A 14,106-nucleotide genomic window follows, 5' to 3' on the forward strand; every position below is an offset into this window, starting at 1 on the left:
AATTAACTTCTAATTAAATCTCCTTCGATTTTAGAAGCTTCGATAATTTGATGAATATCAGCGTCTACAACTTCTTTTTTGATATCAGCAAATTTCAAGAACTCAACATATACAATATCCAATTGTACTTTTGTAAGCTCGTAACCCACTTTTTTTGCACGGTAAGCCAATGCAGCTCTTCCGCTTCTAGCAGTCAATATAATAGACGATTCATTTACACCCACATCAAGCGGATCCATGATTTCGTAAGTTGCTCTGTTTTTAATTACACCATCTTGGTGAATTCCTGAACTATGTGCAAATGCGTTAGCTCCAACAATTGCTTTGTTTGGCTGCACGATCATCCCCATACTTTCAGAAACCAAACGGCTCATAGCGTTTAATTCTTTTGTATTGATATTAGTATCTAAGTTTAAGTAAGGATGTTGTTTAAAAATCATTACAACTTCTTCAAGTGCTGTATTTCCAGCTCTTTCACCAATACCATTTATAGTACATTCTATTTGTCTTGCTCCATTTATAGCTCCTGCGATTGAGTTTGCAGTTGCCATTCCTAAATCATTATGACAGTGACATGAAAGGATTACATTTTCGATTCCTTTTACGTTTTCTTTTAAATATTTGATTTTTGCTCCGTATTCTTCTGGAAGACAATATCCTGTTGTATCAGGAATATTTAATACTGTAGCTCCAGATTTAATTACTTCTTCACAAACTTTTGCCAAGAAAGCATTGTCTGTTCTACCAGCATCTTCTGCGTAAAACTCAACGTCTTCTACATACGATTTTGCGTGTGCAACAGCATATTTTGCTCTTGCAATAATATCTTCTGGCGTAGTTTGTAATTTGTGGAGGATATGAGATTCTGACGTTCCGATTCCAGTGTGGATTCTAGGTTTTTTTGCATGTTTTAATGCCGCAGCAGCAACATCAATATCATTTTTTACAGCTCTTGTCAATCCGCAGACGGTTGCATTTTCTACAATTTTGCAAATCTCAGAAACCGATAAAAAATCGCCTGGACTTGACACAGGAAAGCCTGCCTCGATGATATCAACTCCCATCTGATCTAGTCGTTCTGCGATAACTAACTTTTGTTTAGTATCTAACTTACATCCTGGAACTTGCTCGCCATCGCGCAAAGTGGTGTCAAAAATTTGAACTTTCTCTCTATTCATATTCATTTATTTAATGTAATTTCACATCTTGATAACAAATATATATTGTACTATCGCAGTACGAAATTCATTTTAATGAAATTATACTGTTCATAACACAATTTATAACACTATAACAATTTAATTTTCAACAAGTTATATTATTATTTTTTACAATGGCTAACCATCAAAAAGATTTTTTATTTGTACTAATAAAATCACTTTCAAAATCCGAAAAACGTCAATTTAAAATTTTTGCGAGTCGTTTAGAGACGAGTTCAAACACAAAATTTATCGAATTGTTTAATATTTTGGATAAATCTGAAAACTATGATGAGAAGCTAATTTTAAAAAGCGGCGTTATTCAAAAAGTACAGTTATCTAACTTAAAGTCATACCTATACAAGCAGATTTTGGTTAGTATTCGTTTGAATATTCCCAGCCAAAACATTCGTTATCAATTACGCGAGCAAATGGATTTTGCTGTTATTCTTTATAATAAAGGATTGTACAAGCAGAGTTTGAAGATTTTGGACAAGACCAAACAGCAGGCTCTTGAAAATGACGAAAAATATATGGCTTATGAAATTGTAGAGTTCGAAAAACTTATCGAATCGCAATATATTACCAGAAGTATTCAAGGCCGCGCTGACGAATTGGTTATTCAGGCCAAAGAATTAAACTACAGAAATACAATTTCAAGTAAATTATCAAATCTTTCGCTACAGTTATACGGAATCATGCTGAAAACGGGTTATGTAAAAAGCGATGCCGAATACAAATATATAGACGATTATTTCAACCGACATATTGCAAAACTAGACGAAAGTAAATTTGGCTTCCGAGAAAAGTATTGGTTTTACAATGCGAGTCTTTGGCGAAGCTTTTTGGTTCAGGATTTCTTGGCGAGTTATAAATTTGCTTACAAATGGGTGACTTTATTTTATGACAACCCAAATATGATTTACTTGAATCCTGTATTTTTCTTGAAAGGAAATCATTATTTCTTAGAATCACTTTACATGTTAAAATATAAGTCGAATTTCAAGAAGTATTTGAATTTGTTAGAAGAAACGATTGCTGATCCAAAATTCCCTGCAAATGATAATATTGCATCGCTTTCCTTTCTATATGTTTATAACAACAAACTAAACCTGCATATTCTGGAAGGAACTTTCGCAGAAAGCGAATATTTGATTCCTGAAATTTTAGACAAATTAAAAATTCACAGTGATCATTTAGATGAACATCACGAAATGTTGTTTTTCTACAAAATTGCTTCTATTTATTTTGGAAATGAAAAGTATAATGAATGTATTTTATATTTAGATAAAATCATCAATAACAAGAACTTAACGATGCGAGAAGATTTAATGTGTTTTGCACGACTTTTATCTTTGATCGCGCATTATGAAATAGGTAAAGATTATTACTTAGAAAATCACCTAAAAAGCACCTATAAGTTTTTGATTAAAATGAACGACTTGCATGAAGTTCAAAAGGAAATTATTAAGTTCTTAAGAAACCTGAACAACTTTTATCCTGCTGATATCAAAAATGAATTCAAAAAAATGCACGCCCGTTTTGTAGAACTTGAAAAAAGTACTTATGAAAAGAGAGCTTTTCTTTATCTGGATATTATTTCGTGGCTTGAAAGCAAAATTGAAAACCGAAAAATTGCTGATATTATTAGAGAAAAAGCAAAATTAAATAGTAGATAAATAATTTAAATTCCAATTTTTTAAAATTCCAAAACAAAAGCGCTAAAGCATTATGTTCTAGCGCTTTTTTAATGGTGTGAAATTTTATCTGCAATAACAGCAAGTTGATGTTCCTGCAAGACAAACATCCCCTCTTCCTGGAGTGTTTGAAAGCACACCTCCAGCTTCACCACATAATCGATCGCATAAACCAATTGTTGGATTTACATACGGAAGCCCGCCTCCAAAATGTTTTTTTGGGTGTCTCTGCTTAATGTTTCAATGTTTTTTAGGTTTTTTAAGTTTTTCATTGTTGTAATAGTTTGAATTATTCCTACTCTTAAGCTTTTCGGATTACGCTTTAATCAATTGATTATAAAATATTTATAATCTAAATTAAAGAAATAAAATCATACTATTCGTACAATAATTAAAATTAACATACACAAAAACAGAATTTTAAAAAAAATCCCAAACTCCAACAACTTGGAATTTGAGATTTTTATAGTGGGGTTTAAAAAACTTTATTCTACAATATTAGACATCGTCACATAGAAGTTTTTATCTACTTCAAGCTTTCTATCTTCATTTGTTGTTTTTACCGACTGCCATTCTGTTGTTGGTTTTAACCAAGTTTCCTGTCCGTTAATTGTAACTTTTACAGGCATATCAAACTTAGAAACGCAATTTGTCCAGTGATAGCCCAAAGTTCCATTTTTAAACATGTATTCAAAAACCGGAATTTTAGTTGTTGTTAAATATTGCGCGTAAACTCTATTAAAGTTAATTCCAGATTGTTCGTTGATATAATCCTCAATTTGTTTTGAAGTTACGGTTTGATGATAAAAAGTTTTATTTAAACCTCTTAAAATCGATTTCCATTTTGCATCATCATTAATAACCTGACGAATCGTATGAAGCATATTTGCTCCTTTTGGATACATATCTCCAGATCCCTCATTATTTACATCATAATGCCCGATAATTGGTTTGTCATTCTGAATGTTTTTTCTAACACCTCTTACATATTCTGCACCGGCCTCTTTTCCATAATAATATTCTACAAAAAGACTTTCCGAGTAATTGGTAAAGCTCTCATGAATCCACATATCTGCAATATCTTTATAGGTAATGTTGTTGGCAAACCATTCGTGTCCAGATTCGTGAATGATGATAAAATCAAACTTTAATCCCCAGCCAGTGCCGCTTAAATCACGTCCTAAATATCCTTTTTTATATTGATTCCCATACGTCACAGAGCTCTGATGCTCCATTCCTAAATACGGAACTTCTACCAATTTATAGCTGTCTTCATAAAAAGGATAAGGTCCGAACCAATCTTCAAAAGCTTTGAGCATTTTTGGAGCATCTTTAAAATGTTCTTTTGCCAAAGCCAGATTGTCTTTTAAAACATAATAGTTACAATCTAAATCTCCTTTTTCTCCTTTAAAAACTTCAGAGAAATTTACATAATCTCCGATATTAATATTGACACCATAATTATTAATTGGGTTGGCAACATACCAATTAAAGGTTTTAGTTCCGTCTTTTTCTTTCTTAACGCTTTGTAATCTTCCGTTAGAAACATCTGTCAAATCTCCAGGAACATTCACACTAATCAACATATTTTCTACTTCATCATACATATGGTCTTTACACGGCCACCAAACACTCGCGCCTAAACCCTGACAAGATGTTGCAATAAAATCTTTTCCATTTTTATCTTTTTTCCAAGAAAGTCCTCCATCCCAAGGCGCTCTTACTGCTTCTTTAGGTTTTCCTCCAAAAGAAATTACAATTTCTTTAGTATCACCAACTTTTTGTTTTTCATTCAAAGTAATAAAGAAAGCATTTCCATCTCTTTCAAACTTCAAATCTTTGCCATTTTGAGTTACTTTCGTAATATTCATCGGCTCCTGCAAATCAATCTGCATTATATTGTTTTCTGTTAAAACAGTGTAACGAACGGTATTAAAACCCGTAATAGTTTTCTCAGACGGATTAACTTTAATATCCAAATGATAATATTTTAAATCCCACCAAGCTCTTTCTTTTGTAATACTACCGCGTAAAGTGTCCTGATGTGTAAAAACGGTTTCTGACTTATTTAAAAGCCCTTGAGCATTAGTATTTAGACCAACTAAAAGAGCAATAAAAGCACTGCCAAAATATTTTTTCATTATTTATAATTTTAAAAAAGATGTATTTTTAAAGTATTGAAACAGAACAAATGTAAACAATCCCGTCAATTTTTTAAGAAATTAACATTTTTGATTTATTGGTTTTAATGTTAAAGTTCATAAAGTTCTCTATTTTAGCAGTTTTAAAATCAGTTATCTTATATGAAGCCAAAATTTTTATTCTCTATTTGTTTATTGATTTCTATTTTAAAACTGAACGCTCAAACTTTTCCTGTTTATAAGGTAAAATCTGAAATTACAATTGATGGAAATTTATCTGATTGGAAAAATCCTTTTCTTGGTCCATTTTTGATTCATAACACCAGCGGAAAAGCAACTCAGGAAACTTTTGTTTCACTTTCGTGGAATGACGAAAATCTCTACTTGGCTTACAAATGTCAAGATTCTCAAATACTAGGATCACAGCAAAAAAAAGATTCAAAGATTTTTGAGACTGATGATCTTGCAGAAATTTTCCTTGATCCAGACGGAGACGGAAAGAATTATCTAGAAGTCGGCGTAAATGCCTTTTCTACTTATTATGATGTCCTTTTAAAATGTATTTCTCCTGAATGCGGAGGCTGGAATATGGCAATGGATTTTGATATTAAAGGAATTAAAGCCATCAGTAAAACTACTACCGAAGGGTACATTGTCGAAATCAAAATCCCGTTTTCGAGTTTAGAAAAAATAGAAAATGGTCATTTTGCAAAACCAAAAGCAGGAACAAAATGGAAAGGAAATGCTTTTAGAATTGATTACGGTAACACCACCGAATACCTTGCCTTACAACCTTATAAGAGTGCTGTTTTTGGTTTTCACCAACCAAAAGAATTTGCTGTTTTTGAGTTTGTGGAGTAGGTTGAATTGTTTCAGGTTTCAGGTTTCAGGTTTCAAGTTCTGTAGCGAACGTGAAACTTGAAACCTGAAACTAAAAAAACTACCCCCCTCTACTTCTGACGCTTCTTCAAAACTTCTACAACGTCATTTAATTGATAACCTTTGGCTTGTAAAAGAATTAGATAGTGAAATAACAAATCGGCGCTTTCGCTAAGGAATAAATCGTCGTTATCATCTTTAGATTCTATAACTACTTCTACAGCTTCTTCTCCAACTTTCTGAGCGATTTTATTGATTCCTTTTGCGAACAAAGAAGCTACGTAACTTTGTTCAGAATCAGCATTTTCTCTTCTGGTTTTGATTGTGTTTTCTAAATGAGAAATAAAACCGTAACTAGCATCATTTGGTTCCTGCCAACAAGTATCTGCACCCGTGTGACACGTTGGGCCAACAGGTCTTGCTTGAATCAAAAGTGTATCGCCATCGCAATCATTTTTTATACTAACTAAATTTAAAAAATTACCGCTTTCCTCCCCTTTTGTCCAAAGTCTTTGTTTGGAACGGCTAAAAAAAGTTACCTTTTGAGTTTCTATTGTTTTTTGAAGCGATTCTTCGTTCATATAACCCAGCATCAGAACGTTTTTAGTTTCTGAATCCTGAATTATTGCCGGAATTAATCCGTGTGCGCTTTTGATATCTATGTCCATTTTAGATTTTAGAGTTTAAATTTCAGATTTTTAAAAACTGAAAATATTGATATTTTGATTGATTTTTGATATTGTAATTGGAATTTTACAACCTTACTTCAATTCCGTTATTTCTAAGTTCTTGCTTTAAAACTTTAATTTCAATTTCTTTAAAATGAAAAACACTTGCTGCTAAAGCTGCATCTGCTTTTCCTTCTTTAAATGAATCAACGAAATGCTTTATATTCCCTGCTCCACCAGAAGCAATAATCGGAATATTAATTAAAGTTGATAATTTAGCCAAAGCCTCATTTGCGAATCCGTTTTTAGTTCCGTCGTTGTCCATTGATGTGAATAAAATCTCGCCAGCGCCACGCTCTGCAACTTCAACAGCCCAATCGAAAAGATTTAATTCGGTTGGAACTTTTCCGCCAACTAAATGAACAATCCATTGTCCGTCAATTTGTTTAGCATCAATTGCCACAACAACGCACTGACTTCCAAATTTCTGAGCCAAATCATTAATCAACTGCGGATTTTTTACTGCCGATGAATTGATCGAAACTTTATCTGCCCCATTATTCAAAAGGATTTCTACATCTTCTACAGACGAAATGCCGCCGCCGACTGTAAACGGAATATTAATTTTTTCTGCAACGCTCCGTACCATATTTACAAGCGTTTTACGTCTTTCTTCGGTTGCCGAGATATCTAGAAAAACCAATTCATCTGCTCCTTCAGCAGAATAAATTGCTGCCAATTCTACAGGATCTCCCGCGTCACGTAAATCTACAAAATTTACGCCTTTTACGGTTCTTCCGTTTTTTATATCTAAACAAGGTATGATTCTTTTTGCTAACATTTTTTTAATGTGTCAATTGCACAATTAGATAATTTGAAAATGAGATAATTAGATAATTTTAATCATATGTTACATAATTGACTAATTTTCTAATTGACACATTACCTCAATTGTTTTATTTACTAATTATATAGTTCTCCAGTTGTTTCAGCGTTATTCTTCCTTCGTAAATTGCTTTTCCTATAATCGTTCCTTCACAGCCTAATTCCGCTAATTTTGGTAATTCGTCGAAAGTTGAAATTCCTCCAGAAGCGATTAATTTTATTCCGTTTGCTTCCGCTAAAATTTTGCTATACAAATCAAAACTTGGACCTTGCAACATTCCATCTTTTGCAATATCGGTACAAATTACATATTGAATTCCTTTTGATTGATAGTCTTGAATAAACGGAATTAAATCTTCATTTGATTCTTCTAACCAGCCCGAAACTGCAATTTTTTCGTCTTTTGCGTCGGCTCCTAAAATGATTTTTTCAGTTCCGTATTCTGAAATCCATATTTCGAAAATTGATCTGTTTTTTACGGCAATACTGCCGCCTGTAATTTGATTGGCACCACTTTCAAAAGCAATTCTCAAATCATCATCCGATTTTAATCCGCCTCCAAAATCAATTTTTAAACTCGTTTGCGTTGCGATTAGCTCTAAGATTTTATAATTGACAATTTTGCTTGATTTTGCGCCATCAAGATCTACTAAATGTAAATACTCGATTCCGTGCGCTTCAAATGATTTCGCCACTTCCAATGGATTTTCATTGTAAATGATTTTGGTGTCATAATCACCTTTGGACAAACGAACGCATTTTCCTTCAATGATATCTATGGCTGGTATTATTCTCATGTTTTGATATTTTAGATTTCTGATTTTAGATTTTAGATTCTAAAACTGAAGATTGATATTTGATTGATTTTTGATATTGAAATTGAATTTTACATTTTCAAAAAGTTTCCAAGGATTTTCTCACCAACATCTCCGCTTTTTTCTGGGTGAAACTGAGTTCCGTAAAAATTATCTTTTTGTAAAGCTGATGCATATTCAATATCATAATTGGTTTTAGCAACCGCATATTCGCAATCTGGCGCGTAAAAACTGTGAACCAAATACATAAATTCATTTTCTGAAATACCTTTAAATAAATCCGACTTTAAATCATAAATCTGATTCCAGCCCATTTGAGGCACTTTTACGTTTTGAGTAAATTTAATTACATCAACATCAAAAATCCCTAAACCTTTTGCATTTCCTTCTTCTGTAGAATTACACATTAACTGCATTCCAAGACAAATTCCTAAAACAGGCTGTTCCAATTGCGGAATCAAATTATCCAAACCGCTTTCTTGAAGTTTGGTCATTGCAGAACTTGCCTCGCCCACACCAGGAAAAATCACTTTATCTGCTGATTGAATTTCTTCCGGATTATTACTCAAAACGGCTTTAAAACCTAATCTTTCAATAGCAAACATAATGCTCTGAATGTTTCCTGCGCCATAATTTATGATAACTATTTTCAAAATTATTTTAGATTTTAGACTTTAGATTTTAGATTTCTCTTCAACATAAAATCATTAATACTTTTTATTTGACCGCAATGTTCGCAAGGTACTACGCTAAGAACGCAGAAAAACTTGTGTGCTTTGCGCAAATCTTTGCGAGCTTTGCGGTTAAACTTTTTACAACATACCCTTTGTACTAGGCAAAATCATTTTTTCGGTATCACGTTTTACCGCGACTTTTATCGCTTTCGCGAAAGCTTTAAAAATCGCTTCAATTTTATGATGCTCGTTGATTCCTTCTGCTTTTATGTTTAAGTTCGCTTTTGCGCCGTCTGTAAATGATTTGAAGAAATGGTAAAACATTTCTGTTGGCATTTTACCAACCATTTCACGTTTGAATTCCGTTTCCCAAACCAGCCAGTTTCTTCCTCCAAAGTCAATTGCAGCCTGTGCTAAACAATCATCCATCGGAAGACAGAATCCGTAACGCTCGATTCCTAATTTGTTTCCTAACGCTTTCGCGAAAACTTCGCCGAGAGCAATCGCTGTGTCTTCGATTGTATGATGTTCGTCAACTTCTAAATCTCCTTTCACCAAAATTTCTAAATCCATTTGGCCATGACGTGCGATTTGATCCAACATATGATCGAAAAATGCAATTCCGGTTTCGATTTTACTTTTTCCTGTTCCGTCAAGATTTAAATTGATAAAAATATCAGTTTCGTTTGTTTTTCTGGTAATCGATGCAGAACGCGCTTCTAATTTCAAAAACTCATAAATTGTTTTCCAATCCATTGATTGTAAAACGATTGTTCCGTTTAATTCCTCACGTTTAGACGAAATTTCATTGCTTCCAATTCCATCCGTATTATTCATGAAAATGGCTTTAGCACCAAGATTTTTAGCCAATTCTACATCTGTTAAACGATCTCCTAAAACAAATGAATTTGCTAAATCGTACGCTGGATTGTTTAAATATTTCGTCAGCATTCCGGTTCTTGGTTTGCGTGTTGGCGCATTTTCTTCTGGAAAAGAACGATCTACAAAAATCTCGTCAAACTTTACTCCTTCATTTTCAAAGGCTTTAAGAATGAAATTCTGCGTTGGCCAGAACGTATTTTCAGGAAAACTATCTGTCCCTAATCCGTCCTGATTGGTTACCATTGCTAATTCATAATCCAATTCAGATGCAATTTTTGCTAAATATTGAAAGGCTTTTGGATAAAACTCTAATTTATCTAAACTGTCTAATTGGTAATTTTCAGGTTCCAGAACAATAGTTCCGTCACGATCTATAAAAAGTACTTTTTTCATAATATTTTTTTGTTCTGCCACAGATTACACTGATTTAAAGGATTTTTCTTTTTGCCACGAATTACACAAATTTCACTAATTTAATTCGTGTACATTTGTGTAATTAATGGCAAAAGAATTATACACAAACAGAGTAAAAATCCTTTTAATCTCTATAATCTGTGGCTATATCTTTTTTTTAACTCAACGATTTCAATTCTTTAATTACAAACGCATTTTCCTCTTTTGTTCCGATGGTAAAACGAAGACAGTTTTCGCATAAAGGTTGCGTTGTTCTGTTGCGAATTACGATTCCTTTCTTAATTAACTGATCGTATCTTTTGTTAGCATCATCTACTTTAGCTAAGATAAAATTTGCTTCCGTTGGATAAACTTTTTCAACAAAATCAATTTCAAGTAAAACTTTAAGTAACTCTTCTCTTTGCTCAATAATAGAAGAAATTTCACTTTTTATTTTATCTGAATCTTTTAAACGTTCAATTGCTCTTTGCTGCGTCAATTCGTTTACATTATAAGGCGGTTTAATTTTATTTAAAATTGAAATAACCACTTCAGATGCATAACAAATTCCCAAACGAATTCCTGCCAAACCATAAGCCTTAGAAAGCGTCTGCGTAATAATCAAATTCGGATATTCATCAATTTCTGTCAGCCAGCTTTCTTTGTCCGAAAAATCAATATAAGCTTCATCAATTACAACCAAACCATTAAAGTTTTGAAGCAGTTTCACCACGCTTTCATCAGAAAAAGAATTTCCTGTCGGGTTATTTGGCGAACATAAAAAGATGATTTTAGTGTTTTCATCAACCGCTTCCAAAATCTTTTCAACTTGTGGCTGAAAATCTGTAGAAAGCAAAACTTCTCTGTTTTCTACATTATTTATATTTGCCAAAACGCTGTACATACCATATGTTGGTGGAAGCGAAATAATATTATCCGTTTTTGGTTCGCAAAATGCTCTGAAAAGCAGGTCTAAGACTTCATCACTTCCGTTTCCTAATAAAATCTGACTTTGTTTTACCAAATTATTTTTAGCCAAAATCGCTTTTACAGACATTTGCTGTGGATCTGGATAACGGTTTACGCCATTTTGAAACGGATTTTCATTGGCATCCAAAAAAATCATTTCGGCGGTGTCAAAATCTTCAAACTCATCTCGTGCAGACGAATATGGCTTTAAAGATTTTACGTTTTCACGTGTTATTGTATTTATATCGAAGATACTCATTGTTTTATTTTTATTCCTGCGAGGTTTCCAAAACCTCGTAGGTATTATTAATTTAAACTAAAAATCACAAATCGATTTAAACCTACGAGGTTTTGGAAACCTCGCAGGATTGCAGACGTAATGTCACAGCATTTTTATGTGCCTGCAAACCTTCGGCTTCGGCCATCAATTCTATTGCTTTACCGATGTTTTGAATTCCTTTTTGTGTTATTTTTTGAAAGGTCATCGATTTCATAAAACTGTCTAGATTTACACCGCTGTAATTTTTAGCGTAACCGTTTGTCGGCAATGTGTGATTAGTTCCTGATGCGTAATCTCCAGCGCTTTCCGGCGTATAATTTCCGATGAAAATCGAGCCCGCATTTACGATTCCGTTGCAGTAAAAATCATCAAATTCTGAATTGATAATAAAGTGTTCTGGACCGTAATCATTGATTAAATCTAAAGCGATTTGATCATTTTCAACAAAAATCAATTTTGAATTTTCTATTGCTTTTTTAGCAATTTCTTTTCTTGGAAGTTCTTCGATCTGAATTTGAATTTCCTTTTCTACTTCATCAATTAACTTTTTTGAAGTCGAGACCAAAATTACCTGACTATCAGTTCCGTGTTCGGCTTGAGACAATAAATCTGAAGCTACAAAAGCAGGAACCGCAGTATTGTCGGCTACAATTAATAATTCTGAAGGTCCAGCCGGCATATCAATAGCAACTCCAAATTGTGTTGCCAATTGTTTTGCTACCGTTACAAATTGATTTCCAGGTCCGAAAATCTTGTAAACCTGCGGAATTGATTTTGTTCCGAAAGTCATTCCTGCAATAGCCTGAATGCCGCCAACTTTCAGGATTTTAGTTACGCCGCATAAATTAGCAGCGTATAAAATCGCTGGATTAATTTTTCCTTTTTTATCTGGTGGCGAACACAATACGATTTCTTTGCAGCCTGCAATTTCAGCAGGAACAGCAAGCATTAAAACGGTTGAAAATAAAGGCGCCGTTCCGCCTGGGATATACAAGCCAATTTTCTGAATCGGTCTTTTTTCCTGCCAGCAGTTTACACCTTCAATTGTTTCAATTTCAACTCTATCTGTTTTTTGAGCAGCGTGAAATTTATAAATATTATTTTTTGCTAATTGAATTGCTTCTTTTAATTCGCTTGAAATTGAATTTACGGCTTCGTGAATTTCTTCTGACGTAACTTCATAATCATCAAGAGTAATTCCGTCAAAAATTGAAGTATATTTTGCTACGGCTTCATCCCCCTTTTTCTGAACTTCTTTGAAGATTTCTTTTACCGTAACTTCAATGTCATCAATGGTTTTTGTTGGCCTTTTTAGTATTTCTGACCAAGTATCTTGTTTTGGATTGTCTATTTTATTCATAATATTTCATATTAAATTCCAAAGCTTTAAATCCCAAATTCCAATTCTTTGTCTAAAAATTTAACGCAAAGGACGCAAGGTTTTATTTATTCACTTTGACTATAAAACGCTAAGTTCGCAAAGCTGGAGGTTTGGAATTTGGAGTTTTTTAATTGGAATTTCTGTTTTATAGTACCATTTTCTCAATTGGACAAACTAAAATTCCTTCTGCTCCAACTTCTTTTAATTGATCAATAACGTCCCAAAAAGTGTCTTTATCAATAACGGAGTGCACACTGCTCCAGCCTTCTTGCGCTAATGGCAAAACCGTTAAGCTTCTTAAAACTGGAAGGATTTTACCAACAGCTTCAATTTTGTCATTTGGAACGTTCATTAGAATATATTTTGAATTTCTAGCTCTTAAAACTGCTTGAATTCTAAATTTTAAAGTGTCAATGTGTTTTTGAATTTCTGGAGAAACTTTTGGTGAAACTGCTAAAACGGCTTCACTTTTCAGAATTACTTCAACTTCTTTTAAGTTGTTTTTGAATAAAGTACTGCCGCTTGAAACAATATCTACAATAGCATCTGCAAGACCAATATTTGGTGCAATTTCTACAGAACCCGAAATTTGGTGAATATCTACTGTTATCCCAAATTGTCCGAAGAAATCGTTTACTGTATTTGGATAAGAAGTCGCAATACGCAGACCTGCTAAATCCTGAACCGAATTGTACTCGAAAGTTTTTGGAACGGCTACAGAAACTTTGCATTTTGAGAATCCTAATTTCTGAACGACTTCGATTCCTTTTCCTTTTTCTACTAATAAATTATCGCCTACAATGGCTAAATCTACAACTCCATCAATTAAATATTGTGGAATATCGGAATTTCTAAGGTATAAAACTTCAAGAGGAAAATTAGAAGCTTCGGCTTTTAACTGGTCGATTCCGTTGTTGATAGAAATACCGCAGTCTTTTAGGATTTGAATGCTGTCTTCGTTTAAACGACCTGATTTTTGAATTGCAATTTTTAAAGTACTCATTTTTTAGTTGTTTGTTGAATTAATAGTTTGAGTACAAAGAGTTGTGAATTAAAAAACCCGTTTGATGTACTCAAACGGGTTTTAAAATATGATGATTTACACGCATATCATTAACACATCGCTTGAGAGCAATAATGTAGATGATGATGATGTAATTGAATTGAAATCATGATTTGTTTTATTTTTTACTTCTTTGATTCGGTTGCAAATATACTAGATAATTTCTTTAAAAAGCAATTT

At 33.1% G+C, this 14,106-nt stretch carries 12 protein-coding genes; 2 read left to right on the forward strand and 10 right to left on the reverse strand.

The window, feature by feature from the left end; translation table 11 throughout:
• Nucleotides 1-2: 2 nt before the first annotated feature.
• Nucleotides 3-1,178: a 2-isopropylmalate synthase gene (locus ACFSC2_RS20490; RefSeq protein WP_379812866.1), complete on the reverse strand. Its 1,176-nt coding sequence runs from the start codon at nucleotides 1,176-1,178 to the stop codon at nucleotides 3-5.
• Between the two features lie 155 nt (nucleotides 1,179-1,333).
• Here ACFSC2_RS20490 and ACFSC2_RS20495 point away from each other — a divergent pair, with 155 nt between their 5' ends.
• Nucleotides 1,334-2,878: a hypothetical protein gene (locus ACFSC2_RS20495; protein ID WP_379812867.1), complete on the forward strand. Its 1,545-nt coding sequence runs from the start codon at nucleotides 1,334-1,336 to the stop codon at nucleotides 2,876-2,878.
• Between the two features lie 503 nt (nucleotides 2,879-3,381).
• On the opposite strand, the gene ACFSC2_RS20500 is transcribed toward ACFSC2_RS20495, so the two are convergent.
• Complete coding sequence (locus tag ACFSC2_RS20500; RefSeq protein ID WP_379812868.1) at nucleotides 3,382-5,037, reverse strand: M1 family metallopeptidase; 1,656 nt, start codon at nucleotides 5,035-5,037, stop codon at nucleotides 3,382-3,384.
• A 162-nt stretch (nucleotides 5,038-5,199) separates the two neighbouring features.
• On the opposite strand from ACFSC2_RS20500, the gene ACFSC2_RS20505 reads away from it, so the two are divergent.
• Nucleotides 5,200-5,898: a carbohydrate-binding family 9-like protein gene (locus ACFSC2_RS20505; protein WP_379812869.1), complete on the forward strand. Its 699-nt coding sequence runs from the start codon at nucleotides 5,200-5,202 to the stop codon at nucleotides 5,896-5,898.
• Nucleotides 5,899-5,987: 89 nt separating this feature from the next.
• On the opposite strand, the gene hisIE is transcribed toward ACFSC2_RS20505, so the two are convergent.
• The 8 genes from hisIE to hisG form a co-directional block, all read right to left on the reverse strand.
• Nucleotides 5,988-6,584, reverse strand: coding sequence for a bifunctional phosphoribosyl-AMP cyclohydrolase/phosphoribosyl-ATP diphosphatase HisIE (gene hisIE / locus ACFSC2_RS20510; protein ID WP_379812870.1), 597 nt, complete (start codon nucleotides 6,582-6,584; stop codon nucleotides 5,988-5,990).
• 85 nt (nucleotides 6,585-6,669) lie between these two features.
• Complete coding sequence (gene hisF / locus ACFSC2_RS20515) at nucleotides 6,670-7,425, reverse strand: imidazole glycerol phosphate synthase subunit HisF (protein ID WP_379812871.1); 756 nt, start codon at nucleotides 7,423-7,425, stop codon at nucleotides 6,670-6,672.
• A gap of 115 nt (nucleotides 7,426-7,540) precedes the next feature.
• A complete protein-coding gene (hisA, locus tag ACFSC2_RS20520) occupies nucleotides 7,541-8,266 on the reverse strand; it encodes a 1-(5-phosphoribosyl)-5-[(5-phosphoribosylamino)methylideneamino]imidazole-4-carboxamide isomerase (RefSeq protein ID WP_379812872.1) in 726 nt (241 codons plus the stop codon).
• 89 nt (nucleotides 8,267-8,355) lie between these two features.
• On the reverse strand, nucleotides 8,356-8,937 hold the full coding sequence (hisH, locus tag ACFSC2_RS20525; protein WP_379812873.1) for an imidazole glycerol phosphate synthase subunit HisH: 582 nt from the start codon (nucleotides 8,935-8,937) through the stop codon (nucleotides 8,356-8,358).
• Between the two features lie 159 nt (nucleotides 8,938-9,096).
• Nucleotides 9,097-10,233: a bifunctional histidinol-phosphatase/imidazoleglycerol-phosphate dehydratase HisB gene (gene hisB / locus ACFSC2_RS20530; protein ID WP_379812874.1), complete on the reverse strand. Its 1,137-nt coding sequence runs from the start codon at nucleotides 10,231-10,233 to the stop codon at nucleotides 9,097-9,099.
• A gap of 178 nt (nucleotides 10,234-10,411) precedes the next feature.
• Nucleotides 10,412-11,461 (reverse strand): histidinol-phosphate transaminase, encoded by a 1,050-nt coding sequence (gene hisC / locus ACFSC2_RS20535; RefSeq protein WP_379812875.1) that lies wholly within the window; start codon nucleotides 11,459-11,461, stop codon nucleotides 10,412-10,414.
• A gap of 82 nt (nucleotides 11,462-11,543) precedes the next feature.
• Nucleotides 11,544-12,842, reverse strand: a complete 1,299-nt coding sequence (gene hisD / locus ACFSC2_RS20540) for a histidinol dehydrogenase (RefSeq protein WP_379812876.1) — start codon at nucleotides 12,840-12,842, stop codon at nucleotides 11,544-11,546.
• Between the two features lie 166 nt (nucleotides 12,843-13,008).
• Nucleotides 13,009-13,866, reverse strand: a complete 858-nt coding sequence (hisG, locus tag ACFSC2_RS20545) for an ATP phosphoribosyltransferase (RefSeq protein WP_379812877.1) — start codon at nucleotides 13,864-13,866, stop codon at nucleotides 13,009-13,011.
• Between the last annotated feature and the right edge of the window lie 240 nt (nucleotides 13,867-14,106).

Source organism: Flavobacterium artemisiae, from assembly GCF_042678225.1.
In the GTDB taxonomy this organism is placed as follows: domain Bacteria; phylum Bacteroidota; class Bacteroidia; order Flavobacteriales; family Flavobacteriaceae; genus Flavobacterium; species Flavobacterium artemisiae.